Origin of the sequence: Streptomyces sp. NPDC127097 (assembly GCF_042724075.1) — a bacterium.
Classification (GTDB): Bacteria; Actinomycetota; Actinomycetes; order Streptomycetales; family Streptomycetaceae; genus Streptomyces.
Genome location: NZ_JBHXFI010000030.1, coordinates 43,913 through 59,766, shown reverse-complemented (window position 1 = coordinate 59,766; position 15,854 = coordinate 43,913). Strand labels below are relative to the sequence as shown.

Genomic DNA, 15,854 nt, shown 5'->3' with positions numbered 1-15,854 from the left:
CGACGGGCCGTGACGAGAGCTCCACGGGACGGCGTCCCGCGCGGGTGCGCAATCGGCTCGTCGGGGCGGTGGCCGTCGTGGCAGCCGCTGTCATCGGCGCCGGCGCCCCCGGTCTGACGGCGACCGCCGACGAGGCCAACACCGGCCAGCAACTGGTCGATCTCGCCGAACTGAACGCCCGCGCCATCGCGCTCGCGCACTCCCTCGCCGATGAACGCGACGGGATGACCGCGTACGCCGCCACCGGGCGGGGCGGCCGGACCGCCGCGAGGACGGGCGTCACCGGCGCCGACGCGGCCGCGGCCTCCCGGGCCCAGCGCGCCCGTGTGGACCGGCAGATCGACGAGCTGCGCTCCGAGGCCCAGGACGCCACCGGCGACACCGCCGTGTACCGGGCCGCCGCCAAGGCGCTGGCCGCCCTGCCGCAAACCCGTCAAAAGGCGCTGTCCGGGCCCGCATCGGCCGAACAGATCTACGGCGCCTATACCGAGGCACTCCAGGCACTCGGGGCGATCAGCGACGACATCGCCCGCGGACTGCCGGCCCGCGCGGACTCCGCCGACGCCGACACCCGTGCGCTGCCCGTCCTCGGCCGCGCCGCCGAACAGGCCGCGGGCACCCGCGCCCTGCTGCTCGCCGGGCTCGACGCGGGCGGCAGCCAGCCCCGGCTGACCGCCCTGGCCCAGGTCGCCCACCTCCGTGAACAGGGCGCGCTGGGCGACTTCCGGCAGACCGCGGGCCAGGCCGCCCGGGACCGCTACGACCGCACCGTCACCGGCGCGGACGTCAACACCGCCGAGCGCTATCTGACCCGGCTGACCGACCAGCCCCGGCTGGACGCCATCGATCTGCGGCTCAACCACCGGCGGGTCCAGCAGACCCTCACCACCCGCATCGGCCTGATGCGGGGCGTCGAATCCGCCATGGCCACCGCCGACATCCAGCGGCTCGGCGCGCTGCGCGACGACGAGGTGACGGAGCTGGAGATCCGCATCGGTCTCGAAGCGCTGTGCCTGCTGCTGGCCGTCGGTGCCGGGGTGTGGGCCGCCCGCTCCCTGACCCAGCCGCTCGCCGCGCTGCGGATCGGCGCCAGGCGGGTGGCCGCGGACCCCGCGCACGAGGAGCCCATCACCTACAAGGGCCGCAACGACGAATTCGCCGCCGCCGTACGGTCCGTCAACGCGCTGCACGCCCAGGTCGGCGAGCTGGCGCGGCGCACCACCGAGCTGGAGGGCGAGCGCAAGCGGCTGATCGGCGGCCGGCAGCGGCTGGTCGCCGAGCGCGAGGTGCTCCAGGAGCAGGGCGAGACGCTCAAGGAGGAGATCGCCGATCTCACCGAGCGGCTGGCGGCCCTGCACAACGGGGTGCACGGCCGGTTCGTCAACCTCTCGCTGCGCACCCTCGGGCTCGTGGAGCGCCAGCTCGGCGTCATCGAGTCGCTGGAGGAGAGCGAGCAGGACCCGGAGCGGCTGGAAACCCTCTTCAAGCTGGACCACTTCGCCGCGCGGATGCGCCGCAACAGCGAGAACCTCCTCGTCCTCGCGGGCGCGGAACAGCACAGCACCAACCACCAGGGCCCGGTGCCGCTGCTGGACGTGCTGCGCGCCGCGATCAGCGAGATCGAGCGCTACGACCGGGTGCGCATCCAGTCGCTGCCGCCGCACTCGCAGGTCGCCGGGTTCGCCGCGGACGACCTCAGCCACCTGGTCGCCGAACTCCTGGAGAACGCCACCGGGTTCTCGCCGCCGAACGCCCATGTGGAGCTGTCCGGCTGGCTGCTGGAGAGCGGCGAGGTCATGCTCTCGGTCCAGGACGAGGGCATAGGGATGACCTCGGAGCGGATGGCCGAGCTCAACGAGCGGCTGGCGGACGTCGACGCCGCCTCGTCCTCGGAGACCATCGACGAGGCGCTGGGCCTCGGGCTGTACGTCGTGGTGCGGCTGGCCGCCCGGCACGGCCTCCGGGTCCAGCTGCGGGACGCCAAGCAGGGCGGCGTCACCGCCGTCATCGTGCTGCCCGGCTCGATCCTGCCCACCCGCCCCGCCCCGTCGGCCGCCTCGCCCACCGCGCGCCAGGACGTGGCGCACACCCCGAGCCTGCCCGGCTCGGTCGCCGAGGCGAACTCCAACGCGCTGCCGGCCCGGGCCGCGCGGACCGGACCCGCCGCGCCCCCGGCCCAGGACGCCCCCCGCACCGACGAGCGGCCCGCCGGGCCGGACGCCGCACCGGCCCCCGGCCAGGAGGGCACCCCGGCCGCGGACCCGGCGCCCGCCGCCGACCCGTTCGTCGCCGCCGCGGAGCGCGCGATCGACGCCGCCGGGCTCGGCGCCCCGGACGGACCGGCCCCGGCGCCCGCCGCGCCGGAGCCGTCCGGCCCGACCACCCACGCCGTCTCCGAAGTGAGCCCGTACGGCCCCGAGTCGCCCGGCCCGTACGGCGCCACCACCAGCGGCAGCGGCGAGCATGTGCGGCCCGAGGAGGAGCCGCGCCCGGACGCGAACCAGGCGCCCGCGGGCACCGGCCGGCACGCGGCCCCGGCCGCCGGGCCCACCACGTCCGACGCGCCCGCGGCCGGCCCGTACGCCATCGGCCCCGACCAGCACACGCATGCCGGGCCGGACACGGCCCCCACGGACGCGGCACCCACGGACGCGGCGGCACCCGCCGACGCGTCCCCGGCCGGTACACCGGCCGACCCACAGACCGCTGCCGCCCCGTCCGAGGGGAAGCAGCGGACGACCATGGGGCTGCCCAAGCGCACGCCCAAGGTCGTGGCGCAGCAACAGGCGCCCGCCGCCCCGCGCAAGAGCGGAGCGGCCAACGCCGAGGCGCTGCGGCGCCGGCTCGGCGGATTCCAGGCGGGGGCGCGAGTCGGCCGGCGTGATGTCGAGGCCGAGATCGCGGAACGTACAGCGGAGCAGACCATCCCACAGACGGACACCGACGGAGCGGGGGCCCCGGGAGAGAGCCATGTTGTCGAGGAGGCACGCGATTGAAAGCGCAAGCGCCCACTGCTTACGGACAGGGCCTGAGCAGCCAGGCACAGAACCTGCACTGGCTGCTGACCAACCTGGTGGACGAGGTACCGGGTATCCGCTCGGTCGCGGTGGTCTCCTCCGACGGTCTGCTGCTGTTGTCGTCCGACCCGGACCGGGTCGACGAGGCGGCGGCAGAGCCCGGCGGGGGTGACGGTCCCCGGGGGTCCAGCGCGGACCTGGCCACGATCGTGTCCGGACTCGGCAGCCTCACCAACGGCGCCGCGAAGCTCATGGACGGCGGGCCGGTCAAGCAGACGATGATCACGATGGACGAGGGCAGCGTGTTCGTCATGTCGATCAGCGACGGTTCGCTGCTCGGTGTGCACGCCACCCCGGACTGCGACATGAACGTCATCGCCTATCACATGGCGTTGTTCGTCGGCCGGGCCGGCCACGTCCTCACCCCCGAACTCCGCAGCGAATTGCGCAAGTCGATGGAGAACGTCCAGTGAGCGAACGTAGTGAGCGGCCCGTCAAGGGGCGACCGCTGAGCGAACGCGAGGCCGAACGAAGCGAGGTTTCGGCATGAGCAGTCACAAACTCCCCGTACGCGGGGACCGGAAACCCGCGCGCGTGCGGCCGTACTCGCTCACCGGCGGCCGTACGCGTTTCGGCCATGTGCTGCTGGTCGAGACGTTCGTGGCGGCGCTGGAGGCGCCCGAGGAGCGCCGCGAGCTCACCTCCGGCGGCTGGGGCGACCGGGTGATGCCGGAGATGCGGGCGATCGTCGAACTGTGCCGCCGGATGCGCTCGGTCGCGGAGATCTCCGCGCTCCTCAAGATGCCGCTGGGCGTGGTCCGGGTACTGCTCAGTGACCTCGCCGACCAGGGAAAGATTCGCGTCTACGGCACCGGGCACGGCTCCGGCCGGCCCGACCGCGCGCTGCTCGAAAGGGTGCTGAGTGGACTTCACAGGCTCTGACACGATATCGGCCGGGCCGACGGCGACCGCCGGTTCCGTGGGTCAGGCCGACCCGGCGGCCACGGCCGACGCGGGGCTACAGAGCTGGCAGACGGACCGTTCGCAGGCGCCGATCGCCACCAAGATCGTGGTGGCGGGCGGCTTCGGCGTCGGCAAGACGACGTTCGTCGGATCGGTCTCGGAGATCACCCCGCTCCAGACCGAAGCGGTGATGACGCAGGCCAGCGCCGACACGGACGATCTGACCGCCACCCCGGAGAAGACCACGACCACGGTCGCGATGGACTTCGGGCGGATCACCCTCGACCAGGAACTGGTGCTGTACCTGTTCGGCACGCCCGGCCAGCAGCGCTTCTGGTTCATGTGGGACGACCTGGTGCGCGGCGCGATCGGCGCGATCGTGATGGCCGACACCCGGCGGCTGGAGGACTGCTTTCCGGCGCTCGACTACTTCGAGAGCTGCGGACTGCCGTATGTCGTCGCGGTCAACCACTTCGAGGGGACCGAGGCGTACGCCGTCGAGCACGTCCGCGACGCGCTGACCGTGCCGCCGCAGGTACCCGTAGTGATCATGGACGCCCGGGAGCGGCCCACGGTGATCCAGTCGCTGCTCGCGCTGGTCGGCCACGCCCTGGAGACCGCACCGGAGTGACCGATGGGTAAGGTCTCGCCGCTCCCCCCACTCTCCCCGAACCACCAGCAGTAATAGAGAAGAGCCCGCCATGCGGAAAATACTCATCGTCGGAGCCGGCCAGGCCGGTCTCCAGCTCGCCCTGGGGCTCCAGTCGCAGGGCTATGAGGTCACCCTCATGTCCAACCGCACCGCCGACGAGATCCGCGCCGGCCGGGTCATGTCGACGCAGTGCATGTTCGACACCGCGCTCCAGCACGAGCGTGACCTCCAGATCAACTTCTGGGAGAGCCAGGCCCCGCGCATCGAGGGCCTCGGCGTCTCGGTCGCCGCACCCGGCAGCCACGAGGCGCCCGAGGGCTCGCAGCGCGCCATCGACTGGCTCGGCAAGCTGGACGGCTACGCCCAGTCCGTCGACCAGCGGGTGAAGATGGCCGGCTGGATGGAGACCTTCGCGCAGCGCGGCGGCCAGCTCGTCATCCATGGCGCGGCCGTCTCCGACCTCGACTTCTTCGCGAGCCGCTACGACCTGACGCTGGTCTCGGCCGGCAAGGGCGAGCTGGTGTCCATGTTCGGCCGCAACGCCGAGCGCTCCCCGTACGACGCCCCGCAGCGCGCGCTGGCCGTCGCCTACGTGCACGGTCTGGGCCCGCGCCCCGAGCACCCCGACATCGACGCGGTGCGCTGCAACCTGGTGCCCGGCGTCGGCGAGCTGTTCGTGATGCCGACGTACACCACCTCCGGCCGCGCCGACATCCTCTTCTGGGAGGGCATACCCGGCGGTCCGCTGGATGTCTTCCAGGGCGTCAAGGACCCCGACGAGCACCTCGCCGTCACGCTGGAACTGATGGAGAAGTTCCTGCCCTGGGAGTACGCCCGCGCCACCAAGGTCGAACTGACCGACGCCAACGGCACGCTGGCCGGCCGCTACGCCCCCACCGTGCGCCACCCCGTCGGCCAACTTCCCTCCGGCGGTCTGGTGCTCGGCGTCGCGGACGTCGTGGTCGCCAACGACCCGATCACCGGCCAGGGCTCCAACTCGGCCTCCAAGTGCGCCGCCTCCTACCTCGCCTCCATCGTGGAGCGCGGGGACCAGCCGTTCGACGGGGACTGGATGCGGACCGCCTTCGAGCGGTACTGGACCACCGCCCAGCACGTCACCAAGTGGACGAACGCGATGCTGGCGCCGCCGCCGGAGCACATCCTGAACCTCATCGGCGCGGCCGGGCAGCTTCAGCCCGCCGCCGACCGGTTCGCCAACGGCTTCAATGATCCGTCGGACTTCGAGAACTTCTTCTACGACCCGGAGAAGACGAATGCGTATCTGGCGTCGTTGACGAAGTGACGGGCCCGCCCACGCTTTCGGGTGCGGCAGCCGTGTGTGCCCCTCCCCGCTGTCGGCGGGGAGGGGCTCTGTGCTGCTGCGGCCTGCCGGATCAGTGGGGCTTGCGCCAGGGCCACTTGGGGCCGGTGGAGGGTTTTCCGGCGGGGTCGTACTCGTACTTCCAGCCGCTGGGCAGGCCGAGGCGGCCCACCCGGGCCGGGACGCGCCGGTAGAAGTGGACGGTCGGGGGGCGGCCGTCATCGTGCGGTTCGGGCACCTCGTACGTCTTGGGCGGCTGGCCCGTCATGCCGACCAGTACGGGCAGGACCCGGCCGTCCAGCGGGCCGCCGACGAAGAGGGTGTTCTCGCTTCTCACGTCCTCAGTGTCACACCGGCCCGGCCCGGCGGCCGCTCACAGCAGATGCGCGGCGTCGCTCACGACGGGCAGGGCGCGGCGGGCCAGATCGCCGGCCGGGCCGTCGGAGGTCTCCAGCTTCAGCGCCGCGCGGGTGACCCGGGCGGTCTGCGGGTCCCCGGCCGCGGTCGCGGTGAGCAGCGCGATGAAGTGGTCGACCAGCCAGTTCCGCAGCTCGTCGAGGGCCGGCTGCTTGTCCTCGTCGAGCCAGATCAGCGAGGCGGCCTCGACCGCGGTGATCCACATCCGGACGGTCATCCGCAGCCGCAGGCCCGGCTCCGGTTCGCCCAGGTGCCGCAGGATCTGATCGGCCGCGGCCCGCCGCACCTCGTCGACGATCGCGGTCGTACGGGTGGTCTCCACGACGCTGCCGCCCTGGAGCAGCGCGCTGAACCCGGCGTCGTGCTCGTCGACGAACGCCAAGTAGCGGTCCAGCGCACGGGACAGCCGCTGGGTGAGCGGTCCGGTGTCCGGCTCGGCGAAGCAGCGCTCCAGGATGTCGGCCGCGCTGCGCAGCGCGGCCTCGTACAACTGCTGCTTGCCGCCGGGGAAGTAGCGGTAGACGAGCGGCCGGGAGACCCCGGCGGCCAGGGCGACATCGTCCAGGGAGACGTCCTCGGGGGCGCGCTGGGCGAACAGGTCCAGCGCCGCGGTGAGCAATTGGCTGCGGCGCTGCTCCACGCTCAGCCTGCGATACGCGGGTCGGGGTACTGCTGGGGCGGTGCCGCTGCCGTTCATGAACAGCAGCGTAACCGGCCCGGATGTCGGCTCGTACAGGTGCTCGGGGTCTACGGGGTCCATGCCGCCCGCTTCAGGCCAGCAGGCCCGAGCTGCGCCACAACCGGCGGCCCATACCGCGCAGTACGCCGATCTCGTCGAGGAAGTCGGTGAGCCGCCGGGCGCCGGACCGCATCACCTCACGGCGGTGGCCGCTGGCCTTGACCTGGGCGACGGCCTCCCGCTTGTCCAGCCCGACATGGGAGTAGACGTCCGGATTGACGAAGGCGACGGAGAACACCCGGGCCGCCTCGCCGGAGCTGATCCGGGTCAACTCCCGCTCCCAGCGCGGCGCGGTGACCATCTGGCGGCGCAGCTCCTCGCGGGCGTAGCGCACATGCCGGGCCTCCTCGACGACATGGATGCGGGTCACCCCGCGCACGATGCTCTGCACCCGCTCGTCCGGGAAGGTCAGCCGCTGCATCCAGTCCAGGATCTCCTCGCCGAGCAGGGTGCAGGCGAACGACCCCGGTGTGGTGGAGACCGTCTTGAGCACGCGGGCGAGGTTGTGGTTGAGCCGGGAGACCGGATACGCCGGCGCGCCGCCCTTCTGGATCATGCGCGCAAACATCTTGGAGTGCCGGCACTCATCGGCGATCTCGGTGAGCGCGTAGCGGACATGGGCGCTGGTCGCCGGCTTGTCGTAGATGTGCCGGACGAGCAGCTGCATCAGGATGATCTCGAACCAGATGCCCAGCGAGGCGAGCGAGGCGGCCTCGTGCCGGGACAGGTCCTGCTGCTGCTCCAGGGACATCTTCCGCCACAGCGGGGTGTCGTAGAGCGAGACCAGCTCCGGCGGCCAGAACCACTTGCCGTCCTCCAGGGGCGCGTCCCAGTCGAGTTCGGTATCGGGGTCGAAGGAGTGCTTGGCGGAGGAGTCCAGCAGCCGCTCGGCGACCTGTTCCCGGTCCTTGAGCAGACCGAGGGCGTCCCGCAGCACCTCGGTGTCCGTCTCGGTCATGGCGGTGGGCGCGCTCGTCATGGTGGTGGCTACCTCGCTCTGCGGTCGGGGCCTGTCCTGCCCGGGGTCATCTCTTATGAGACTGCTCGTCAGCAAGCCCGTCAATCCCCCGTGCACGACTTATTGACCCGTCGGTAAGAAGCGTGTGAGCCTGCCAACGACCGCCCATGACAAGGCGTTTGGCGACCGTAGGAGGCGTCCGTGTCGACCCGAGAGCTCTACGTACAGGACCCAGGCGACCCCGTGTGGAAGGTGCCCGCCACCGGTGCGGCCCGCTTCAGCTGGGACTACGACGACGGACGCGAACGGCTGCTCGCGCTCTACCAGAAGGGCAAGGACAAGCAGTGGGACGCCAATCTGCGGATCGACTGGGATCTGGAGGTGGACCCCCAGGACCCGCTCGGCACCCCGGATGAGTCCATGTCCCTGTACGGCACCAAGTACTGGGACAAGATGACCGAGAAGGACCGGGGCGATCTGCGCCGGCACTACACCTCCTGGCAGTTCAGCCAGTTCCTGCACGGCGAGCAGGGCGCGATGGTGTGCGCGGCGCGGATCGTCGAATCCGTGCCGGACCTCGACGCGAAGTTCTACTCGGCCACCCAGACCATGGACGAGGCGCGGCACGCCGAGATATACAGCCGTTTCCTCCAGGAAAAGATCGGGATGCTCTACCCGGTCAACGACAACCTCCAGGCGCTGCTTTCCGACACCCTCAGGGATTCGCGCTGGGACATGCCGTACCTCGGTATGCAGGTGCTGATCGAGGGCCTGGCGCTGGCCGCCTTCGGCATGATCCGCGACACCACCACCAAGCCGCTGCCGAAGCAGATCCTGGCGTACGTCATGCAGGACGAGGCGCGCCATGTCGCCTTCGGGCGCATGGCGCTGCGCGACTACTACAAGCAGCTCACCGATGCCGAACTGCGCGAACGCGAGGAATTCGTCATCGAGGGCTGCTATTTGATGCGCGACCGGCTGCGCGGTCTGGAGGTCCTGGAGAACTTCGGCATTCCGCACGACGAAGCCGCCGAATTCACCGAGAACTCCGAATTCCTGCATCTCTTCCGCAAGCTGCTCTTCAGCCGCATCGTGCCCTGCGTCAAGGACATCGGCCTGTGGGGCGAACGCCTCCAGCGCGCCTATGTCGACATGGGCGTCTTCGAGATGGGCGACTCCAACCTCGATCTGCTGATGGCCCAGGACGAGGAGCTCGCCGAGAAGCTGGACGCGGAGCGCTTCGCGGCCGAGGAGGAGGCCCGTACGGCGGAGGTCGCGGCGGCCGTCGAGCAGGGCGCGGAGGGCTGACCGCCGGGCCGGCCCGACCTCCGCCCGGCCGTCAGGGGGTCCCGCCGGGAAGTCCCGCAGGCAGGAAGCCGAGCACCTGACGGCCGAGCTCGTCGGGGTCGGCGTACGGCAGGGAGTGGTGCGTGGCCCCCGCCAGGGTCGCGACCCGTACGCCCGCCAGGGTTCGTTCGGCCTGTGCCGCGACCCGGCGGGGATCGTGCGTCCGGCTCCGCCCGGCCGGCACCAACAGGGTCGGCACGGCCCGGGTGACGTCCGGCCGCGGCCCGGTGACCACCTTCGCGGCGCGGAACTCGACGGCGCCCAGCCCCATCAGCCGCACCAGTTCGGGCGCCGGCGGCGCACCTCCGGTCTCCCACTCCAGGAACCGCCGGGTGCTCCGCTCTCCGGGCCGTACGAACAGCGGCAGCGCCCGCAGCAGATACGACGGCCGGAAACCCGCGAAGCACTGGGTCGGATCGAGCAGCACCAACCGGTTCACCCGCTCCGGCGCGTGCCCGGCATAGCTCAGCGCGAGCCACCCGCCGTACGAGTGCCCGAGCAGCGCGGCCGAGGTCAGCCCCAGCCCGCGGAACACCCCGTCCAGCCAGTCGAGCAGATCCGCCGGCCGCCGCAGCGCCCGCCCGCTGTGCACGCTGAGCCCCGGCCCGCCCATCTGGTCCACGGCGTACACCCGGTGCGTACGGGCGAGCGGGGCGGCGAGGGCGTACCAGACGGCCGAGGTGGTGCCGCCGCCGTGCAGCAGCACCAGCGGCGGACCGCCGGCCGGGCCGCAGACGGTGACCCGGGTACTGCCGAACTCCGAGGGCAGATCGAGCCGTTCCACCGGCACCGGCCACAGCGCCATGGCCTGCTCGTAGGCCGTGCGAAAGGCCGCGGTGGGGGTGTGCGCAGGGGTGTCTGCTGTCATGGTGCACCTCCGGGACGAGACGAAGCGACGCACGAGGCCGTCACTGCTGCCTCGCTCGGCAAGTATCTCGCTCGGCGAGGTAATAATGCGGAAGTCCGGAAAGAAAGGCGGCGGTGCATGGCGAAGCAGCAAGCGGCGGACGAACCGGCGGGGATGGACCTGGTCCATCTGCTGCGGGAGGTGACCGTGCGACTCGACCTCGCCGGAGCCCGGTTCGCCGGCCGCAACGGTCTGCACCCCACCGACCTCCGGGCCCTGATCAGCCTGCTGGACGCGGCACGGGCCGGCGAGCAGTCGACCCCCGGCCGGCTCGGCGACCGGATGGGCCTGAACTCCGCCGGCACCACGGCGCTCATCGACCGCCTGGAACGGCTCGGCCTGCTCCGCCGGGTCCGCGACACCCGCGACCGGCGCCGCGTCCTGCTGGAGGTCGACGACCGCGCCCTCGCCCTGGGCCAGTCCTTCTTCGGCCCGCTGATCGACCGCACCCTCGCCCTGCTCACCACCTTCGAGGCCGGCGAACAGGCGGCGATCCGGCGGTTCCTGAGCGGGGTGGGGGAGGCGGTGGGGGAGGAGGGGGCGTAGGGCTCTTCGCCGCGAATTAGCTTCGTAGGGCATCCTTCTGTGCGGGCGTCCGGGGTACGGACCCTTGGCGGAGAGCGGCGATGGGCCTCCGGGGGCGGCCGCTACGGCTCGGACATTCCCCGCCGCGTCCGTACCCCGTGGCGGCTATGGCGCGGACAGCCCCAACAGCCCCCGCACCCGCGCGTACTTCGCCGTCAGCCGCTCGCGCGTCGGCGCGTCCAATACGGCCAGCCGGTCCGGATCGGCGTTGTGCGCCAGGTCGGCCTCCTTGACCAGCAGCGCCCCCGGCGTGGCCAGAATGCGTGCGGTGTACGCCTCGACCGGCTCGCCCGCCCGCTTGGTGACGGCGAGGATCATCGCCTTGACCGCCTCGCTCAGCGCCGCACCGGCCAGCCACTCCGCACTCAGCGCCCCGTCCTCGACCGCGTCGTGCAGCCAGGCCGCGGCGATCTGCTCGTCACTGCCGCCCCGTTCGCGTACGCCCGCCGCGACCGCCGCCAGATGTCCGGCATACGGGCGGCCCGCCTTGTCCGTCTGCCCCGAGTGCACGCGCCGCGCCAGCGCCTCCACTTCGGCCAGGGACAGCGACGGGGGCGGGGCGGGTTCCATGGGCGGGATCGCGTCAGCCATACGGCCATTGTGACGCGGACGGCCGGGTACGCGGCAAGGCCCCGGCGGCCGAGGCGTCTCAGCGCACCGCCGCCGCCATCACCGCCCGCGCGATCGGCGCCGCGCTGCCCCCGCCGCTGATGTCCGCGCGGTCGGCGGCCGCGTCCTCGACCACTACGGCCACCGCCACGGCCGGCTCGTAGCTGTCCTTCGCCCGCGCCCAGGAGATGAACCAGGCGTACGGCGTCCCCTCGTTGCGCACCCCGTGCTGCGCGGTACCGGTCTTGCCGCCGACCGTGACGCCCTTGATGGCGGCATGCTTGCCGCTGCCGTGCGCGACGACGTCGATCATCATCTCCTGGATCTGCTGCGCGGCGACCGGGCCGATCACCTGGCGGGTGGGGCGGTGCGGACCGGCCGCGATCATGACTCCCCTGGCATCGGTCACCTTGTCGACGAGCGTCGGCGGCGCCAGCCGGCCCCCGTTGGCGACCGTCGCCGAGACCATCGCCATCTGGAGCGGCGTGGCGGCGGTGTCGTACTGCCCGATGGCGGACAGCGCGACCTGCGAGGCATCCATCCGGGTATCGAAATTGCTCGGGGCGACCGGGGAGGGGATGCGCAGCCGGGGGTCGTTGAAGCCGAACCGCCGGGCCATGCCGACCATGTCCCGCAGCCCGATCCGGGCACCCAGCCGCGCGAAGACGGTGTTGCAGGAGGCCCGGAAGGCATCCTTCAGCGGGGCGTCCTCACAGCCCTCCGCGGCATTGCCGAGCAGGGTGGCGGTGCCGGGCAGCGGGTAGGGATCGGGCGAGTCCGTCGGGGCCTCGATATCGGTGACCTCACCGTTCTCCAGCGCGGCCGCCGCGGTGACGACCTTGAAGGTGGAACCGGGTGGATAGGTCTCCTGGAGCGCCCGGTTGAGCATCGGCCGCGGCCCGGCGGTGTTCAGCCGGTGCCAGGCCGCGCCGACCGCGCCGTCGTTGCCGGACAGCTCACCGGGGTCGTACGAGGGCGTGCTCACCAGCGCCAGGACCTTCCCCGTACGCGGCTCGACCGCGGCCACCGCGCCCTTCTTGCCGCCCAGCCCGTCGAACGCGGCGCGCTGCATCCGGGGGTCGATGGTGGTGTGCACGCTGCCGCCCGGCCGGTGGGTGCGGGTCAGCTGGTCCCACCAGGGGAAGGTGGCGAGCCGGTCGTCGAAGCCGGAGAGGATGCCGTCCTCGGCGCTCTCCAGCAGCGAGGTCCCGTAGATCTGCGAGGAGTAGCCGGTGACCGGTGCGTACAGCGGTCCGTCGGTGTAGGTGCGCTCATAGCGCAGCCGCCCGCCGCTGTCCCGGGAGCCGGTGACCGGCCGGCCCGCGACGAGCACGGCACCGCGCGGCTGCTCGTAACGGGCGATCACCCCCCGGCGGTTGGCCGTATTGGCGCCGTAGCGCTCCGTCTCGAAGACCTGCACCCGCGCCGCGTTGACCAGGAGCGCGACAAGGAGCAGGAAGGAGAACGCGGCGGTGTGCCGAATACAGCGGATCAACGGCCCGCCTCCGGTGACGCGGCGTCATCGGCGGAGTCGGGCGCCGGGCCGGCCGGTCGCCGTTCCTGGGGCCGGGCCCGGGCCTCGGACCGGGTCGGCGTCTGGGACCGGGTCGGCGTCTGGGACCGGGTCGGCGTCTGGGATCGCGTCGGCTTCAGAAACCCCACCACCCAGCTCCGCGCCCCGAACCCCGCGTCATTTCCCCCGTCCTGCGCCACCAGGCTCCTCGCCGGACTCCGCGAAGAGCCCCCCGCCGAGCCGCCCGCCCCCGCCCCACTACGGCTCCCGGCCCCTGCCCCACTACGGCTCCCCGTCGTGCTCGCCGTACCGCTCCCCGAACCGCCCCCATCCGGCCGAGGCGTCCGCGCCCGGTCGCTGATCCGCAACAGCAGCGCGATGATGATCCAGTTCGTGACGACGGACGACCCGCCCTGCGCCAGAAACGGCATCGCCATCCCCGTCAGCGGGATCAGCCCCGTCACCCCGCCCGCGATGACGAAGACCTGAAGGGCGGGCAGCGCCGCCAGCCCCACGGCCAGCAGGCTGCCGAACGGGTCCCGCAGCCCGAGCGCGGCGCGGTAGCCGCGGGCCACCAGCAGCGCGTACAGCAGGAACAGCGCGGTCAGCCCGGCCAGCCCGAGTTCCTCGCCGAAGGTCGCCAGAATGAAGTCCGACTTCATGGCGAAGCCGATCAGATACGAGTGGCCCTGGCCGAGGCCGGTGCCGAGCATCCCGCCGGCCGCGAACGCGAACAGCGACTGCGCGAGCTGACCGGGCCCCCGGCCCGCCGCGATACCGGCGAACGGATGCTGCCAGTCCTCGACCCGGCTGTGCACATGCGGCTCCAGCGTGCCCACGGCGGCCGCCCCGACGCCGGCCAGGATCAGCCCGACCGCGATCCATCCGGTCCGCCCGGTGGCCACGTACAACAGGACGACGAAGATCCCGAAGAACAGGAGCGAGGTGCCCAGATCCCGCTCCAGCACCAGCACCGCGACGCTGATCAGCCAGATCGCGACGATCGGTCCGAGCACCCGGCCGGTGGGGAGCCGCAGACGGCCCATCCGGCGTCCCGTGTGGGCCAGCGCGCTGCGGTTGGCGGCCAGATAGGCCGCGAAGAAGACCGTGATCAACACCTTGGCGAACTCGCCCGGCTGAATGGAAAATCCGCCGACACGGATCCAGATCTTCGCCCCGTTGATCGCCGGGAAGAGAATCGGCGCAGCCATGAGCACCAGCGCGAGCGCCGCACAGACATAGGCGTACCGCTGGAGCACCCGGTGGTCGCGCAACAGCACCACCACCGCGATGAAGAGCCCGACGCCCACCGTCGACCACATCAGCTGGGTGGGCGCGGCATGGTCGCCCGGGGTGTCCAGATCGAGCCGGAAGATCAGCACCAGCCCGATCCCGTTGAGCAGTACGGCGGTGGGCAACAGCAGCGGATCGGCATACGGGGCGCGGAAGCGGACGGCGAGATGCGCGAGCAGCGCCAGCCCGGCGAGCCCCGCCCCGTACCGGACCGCACCGCCCGGCAGCGCATGCCCCCGGGCCAGCCCCACGACGAGATACCCGCAGACGCTGATCAGGACCGCGCCTACGAGGAGGGCCAGTTCGATGCCCCGCCGCTTGGGCAGCAGCGGCAACGGGGGAGGAGTGTCCGCCGGGCGCGCGGCCGCCGCCCTCGCCATTGCCGTCATGTCTGGCAACGTAGCAAGCGGCAGCCGCTATTTCCGTTATGTCCGATGCGACGTTCGGGGTGTACGCAGCGGACGCACCACCTGGGCACACCGCCTCAACGCCTCCTCAGCACCACCGCGGCTCCGCCCCCTCGTTCACGATGTGCCGCGTCGAGGACCAGACGTACGAGGCATCGCTGAGCCTGTACCAGACCGGGTTGTCCTCGACGAGCTGCCCGTTGAGCCGGCAGGAGATCCCGACGACGGACCCGTACTCCTTCAGGCCGATCGCACGGAACTCGGTACTCGGCCCGGTACGCAGCACCAGGCCCCCCTTGGCGACGACCCGCCCCTCGTACTCCGCGAGGTCGTTGCCCGCACTGCCGTGGGCCGCCGGGGCGGGGCCGGCCGCGAGGATCCCGGCCAGCGCGCCGGACAGAAAGCAAAGGGCGAACGTGCCGAACTTGCCGGACTTCGACTTCGGAAACATGCGCTTCCTCCTGCGAAGGGAGAGTCTCAGGGGAATCCCTGTGGGGTGAATCGAGCGGAGTCGCCGGGCGTCACTGAACGGACGGGCCGGGGCGGACGCCCCGCCGGTGCGGTGCCTGTCGCACCCTTCCCCGGCTACGAGTGCGGCCTCCCCGCCACGCGCCGCCCTCTCGCACCGCGCCGTGCCGCCTGCCTCGCTCTCCTTTCACGCTAAGGAGGGCGCGGAGAGTCCGCAACTCATCACACTCCGTGACGGACGTGGTGCGGGCGGGCCGAGGCGGACCGGCCCTCAATGCTCAGCACGTCGACACTCGGCACATCGGCACTCAGCGCATCGGCACTCAGCGCATCGGCACTCAGCGCACCGCCACCCAGCACATCGCCCCTCAGCGCATCGCCACCCAGCACATCGACAACTCCACCCGAACCGCCTTCCATCCGGACATCGGCCGGCCGAAGGTGAGGCGGTCCACAGGGAAGTGTGCGAGGGCGGAGGCAACGTGTGGCGGCCGGCGCGGGTCTAAGGGAGCGGTCAGGGAAGAGTCAGGGACGAACCAGGGGTCCCCCAGGGGCATCCCGGGTTGTTCCGTGAACGCCGCCAATGGCACTTTGTAAACTCGTCCAGACCGAATTGAAGAAGAAGGCCGAGGCCGAGCTCGTCACGCTGATGCGGACG

16 protein-coding genes are annotated in these 15,854 nt (G+C 71.9%); 7 read left to right on the top strand and 9 right to left on the bottom strand.

Features of this window, described 5'->3' with window-relative positions:
- Positions 1–44: 44 nt before the first annotated feature.
- From ACFWJW_RS22650 to ACFWJW_RS22630, 5 genes are all read left to right on the top strand, one after another.
- Positions 45–2,996 carry a nitrate- and nitrite sensing domain-containing protein gene (locus ACFWJW_RS22650; RefSeq protein ID WP_387244194.1) on the top strand — a complete coding sequence of 984 codons (2,952 nt, stop codon included), beginning with the start codon at positions 45–47 and terminating at the stop codon, positions 2,994–2,996.
- On the top strand, positions 2,993–3,490 hold the full coding sequence (locus ACFWJW_RS22645; RefSeq protein WP_387244192.1) for a roadblock/LC7 domain-containing protein: 498 nt from the start codon (positions 2,993–2,995) through the stop codon (positions 3,488–3,490). Before ACFWJW_RS22650 ends, ACFWJW_RS22645 begins: the two co-directional genes overlap by 4 nt.
- Before the next feature lie 73 nt (positions 3,491–3,563).
- Entirely contained in the window at positions 3,564–3,959 is a 396-nt protein-coding gene (locus ACFWJW_RS22640) for a DUF742 domain-containing protein (protein ID WP_387244189.1), read from the top strand.
- 37 nt (positions 3,960–3,996) lie between these two features.
- Positions 3,997–4,611 carry an ATP/GTP-binding protein gene (locus tag ACFWJW_RS22635; protein ID WP_387244186.1) on the top strand — a complete coding sequence of 205 codons (615 nt, stop codon included), beginning with the start codon at positions 3,997–3,999 and terminating at the stop codon, positions 4,609–4,611.
- 70 nt (positions 4,612–4,681) lie between these two features.
- Positions 4,682–5,935 carry a styrene monooxygenase/indole monooxygenase family protein gene (locus ACFWJW_RS22630; RefSeq protein ID WP_387244183.1) on the top strand — a complete coding sequence of 418 codons (1,254 nt, stop codon included), beginning with the start codon at positions 4,682–4,684 and terminating at the stop codon, positions 5,933–5,935.
- A 91-nt stretch (positions 5,936–6,026) separates the two neighbouring features.
- On the opposite strand, the gene ACFWJW_RS22625 is transcribed toward ACFWJW_RS22630, so the two are convergent.
- From ACFWJW_RS22625 to ACFWJW_RS22615, 3 genes are all read right to left on the bottom strand, one after another.
- Positions 6,027–6,290, bottom strand: a complete 264-nt coding sequence (locus ACFWJW_RS22625; protein WP_042148688.1) for a hypothetical protein — start codon at positions 6,288–6,290, stop codon at positions 6,027–6,029.
- A 36-nt stretch (positions 6,291–6,326) separates the two neighbouring features.
- Entirely contained in the window at positions 6,327–7,067 is a 741-nt protein-coding gene (locus tag ACFWJW_RS22620) for a helix-turn-helix domain-containing protein (RefSeq protein WP_327159067.1), read from the bottom strand.
- Between the two features lie 73 nt (positions 7,068–7,140).
- Positions 7,141–8,088, bottom strand: a complete 948-nt coding sequence (locus ACFWJW_RS22615) for a diiron oxygenase (protein ID WP_387244179.1) — start codon at positions 8,086–8,088, stop codon at positions 7,141–7,143.
- 180 nt (positions 8,089–8,268) lie between these two features.
- Here ACFWJW_RS22615 and ACFWJW_RS22610 point away from each other — a divergent pair, with 180 nt between their 5' ends.
- Positions 8,269–9,375, top strand: a complete 1,107-nt coding sequence (locus ACFWJW_RS22610) for a ferritin-like domain-containing protein (RefSeq protein ID WP_387244176.1) — start codon at positions 8,269–8,271, stop codon at positions 9,373–9,375.
- A gap of 31 nt (positions 9,376–9,406) precedes the next feature.
- Here ACFWJW_RS22610 and ACFWJW_RS22605 read toward each other — a convergent pair whose 3' ends face one another.
- Complete coding sequence (locus ACFWJW_RS22605; RefSeq protein WP_387244173.1) at positions 9,407–10,282, bottom strand: alpha/beta fold hydrolase; 876 nt, start codon at positions 10,280–10,282, stop codon at positions 9,407–9,409.
- Positions 10,283–10,399: 117 nt separating this feature from the next.
- Here ACFWJW_RS22605 and ACFWJW_RS22600 point away from each other — a divergent pair, with 117 nt between their 5' ends.
- Positions 10,400–10,867 (top strand): MarR family transcriptional regulator, encoded by a 468-nt coding sequence (locus tag ACFWJW_RS22600; protein WP_387244170.1) that lies wholly within the window; start codon positions 10,400–10,402, stop codon positions 10,865–10,867.
- A gap of 144 nt (positions 10,868–11,011) precedes the next feature.
- Here the strand turns inward: ACFWJW_RS22600 and ACFWJW_RS22595 are convergent, their stop codons facing one another.
- The 5 genes from ACFWJW_RS22595 to ACFWJW_RS22575 all read right to left on the bottom strand — a co-directional run bounded on the left by ACFWJW_RS22595 (position 11,012) and on the right by ACFWJW_RS22575 (position 15,616).
- The gene (locus tag ACFWJW_RS22595) at positions 11,012–11,497 is read right to left on the bottom strand and encodes an HD domain-containing protein (protein WP_387244167.1); all 486 of its coding nucleotides are present in this window, start codon (positions 11,495–11,497) and stop codon (positions 11,012–11,014) included.
- Positions 11,498–11,555: 58 nt separating this feature from the next.
- Positions 11,556–13,010: a penicillin-binding transpeptidase domain-containing protein gene (locus ACFWJW_RS22590; RefSeq protein ID WP_387244165.1), complete on the bottom strand. Its 1,455-nt coding sequence runs from the start codon at positions 13,008–13,010 to the stop codon at positions 11,556–11,558.
- The gene (locus ACFWJW_RS22585; RefSeq protein WP_387244284.1) at positions 13,007–14,701 is read right to left on the bottom strand and encodes an FtsW/RodA/SpoVE family cell cycle protein; all 1,695 of its coding nucleotides are present in this window, start codon (positions 14,699–14,701) and stop codon (positions 13,007–13,009) included. Before ACFWJW_RS22585 ends, ACFWJW_RS22590 begins: the two co-directional genes overlap by 4 nt.
- Positions 14,702–14,816: 115 nt before the next feature.
- Positions 14,817–15,179, bottom strand: a complete 363-nt coding sequence (locus tag ACFWJW_RS22580; protein ID WP_387244162.1) for a hypothetical protein — start codon at positions 15,177–15,179, stop codon at positions 14,817–14,819.
- Between the two features lie 239 nt (positions 15,180–15,418).
- Positions 15,419–15,616: a hypothetical protein gene (locus ACFWJW_RS22575; protein ID WP_387244159.1), complete on the bottom strand. Its 198-nt coding sequence runs from the start codon at positions 15,614–15,616 to the stop codon at positions 15,419–15,421.
- Positions 15,617–15,854 lie beyond the last annotated feature (238 nt).

What these genes read in the sequence shown, in the direction of transcription:
- ACFWJW_RS22640 (WP_387244189.1), top strand. Translation starts at nt 3,564, where the DNA reads ATGAGCAGTCACAAACTCCCCGTACGCGGGGACCGGAAACCCGCGCGC.
- ACFWJW_RS22630 (WP_387244183.1), top strand. Translation starts at nt 4,682, where the DNA reads ATGCGGAAAATACTCATCGTCGGAGCCGGCCAGGCCGGTCTCCAGCTC.
- ACFWJW_RS22620 (WP_327159067.1), bottom strand. Translation starts at nt 7,067, where the DNA reads ATGAACGGCAGCGGCACCGCCCCAGCAGTACCCCGACCCGCGTATCGC.
- ACFWJW_RS22615 (WP_387244179.1), bottom strand. Translation starts at nt 8,088, where the DNA reads ATGACGAGCGCGCCCACCGCCATGACCGAGACGGACACCGAGGTGCTG.
- ACFWJW_RS22605 (WP_387244173.1), bottom strand. Translation starts at nt 10,282, where the DNA reads ATGACAGCAGACACCCCTGCGCACACCCCCACCGCGGCCTTTCGCACG.
- ACFWJW_RS22600 (WP_387244170.1), top strand. Translation starts at nt 10,400, where the DNA reads ATGGCGAAGCAGCAAGCGGCGGACGAACCGGCGGGGATGGACCTGGTC.
- ACFWJW_RS22595 (WP_387244167.1), bottom strand. Translation starts at nt 11,497, where the DNA reads ATGGCTGACGCGATCCCGCCCATGGAACCCGCCCCGCCCCCGTCGCTG.
- ACFWJW_RS22585 (WP_387244284.1), bottom strand. Translation starts at nt 14,701, where the DNA reads ATGGCGAGGGCGGCGGCCGCGCGCCCGGCGGACACTCCTCCCCCGTTG.
- ACFWJW_RS22580 (WP_387244162.1), bottom strand. Translation starts at nt 15,179, where the DNA reads ATGTTTCCGAAGTCGAAGTCCGGCAAGTTCGGCACGTTCGCCCTTTGC.
- ACFWJW_RS22575 (WP_387244159.1), bottom strand. Translation starts at nt 15,616, where the DNA reads ATGGAAGGCGGTTCGGGTGGAGTTGTCGATGTGCTGGGTGGCGATGCG.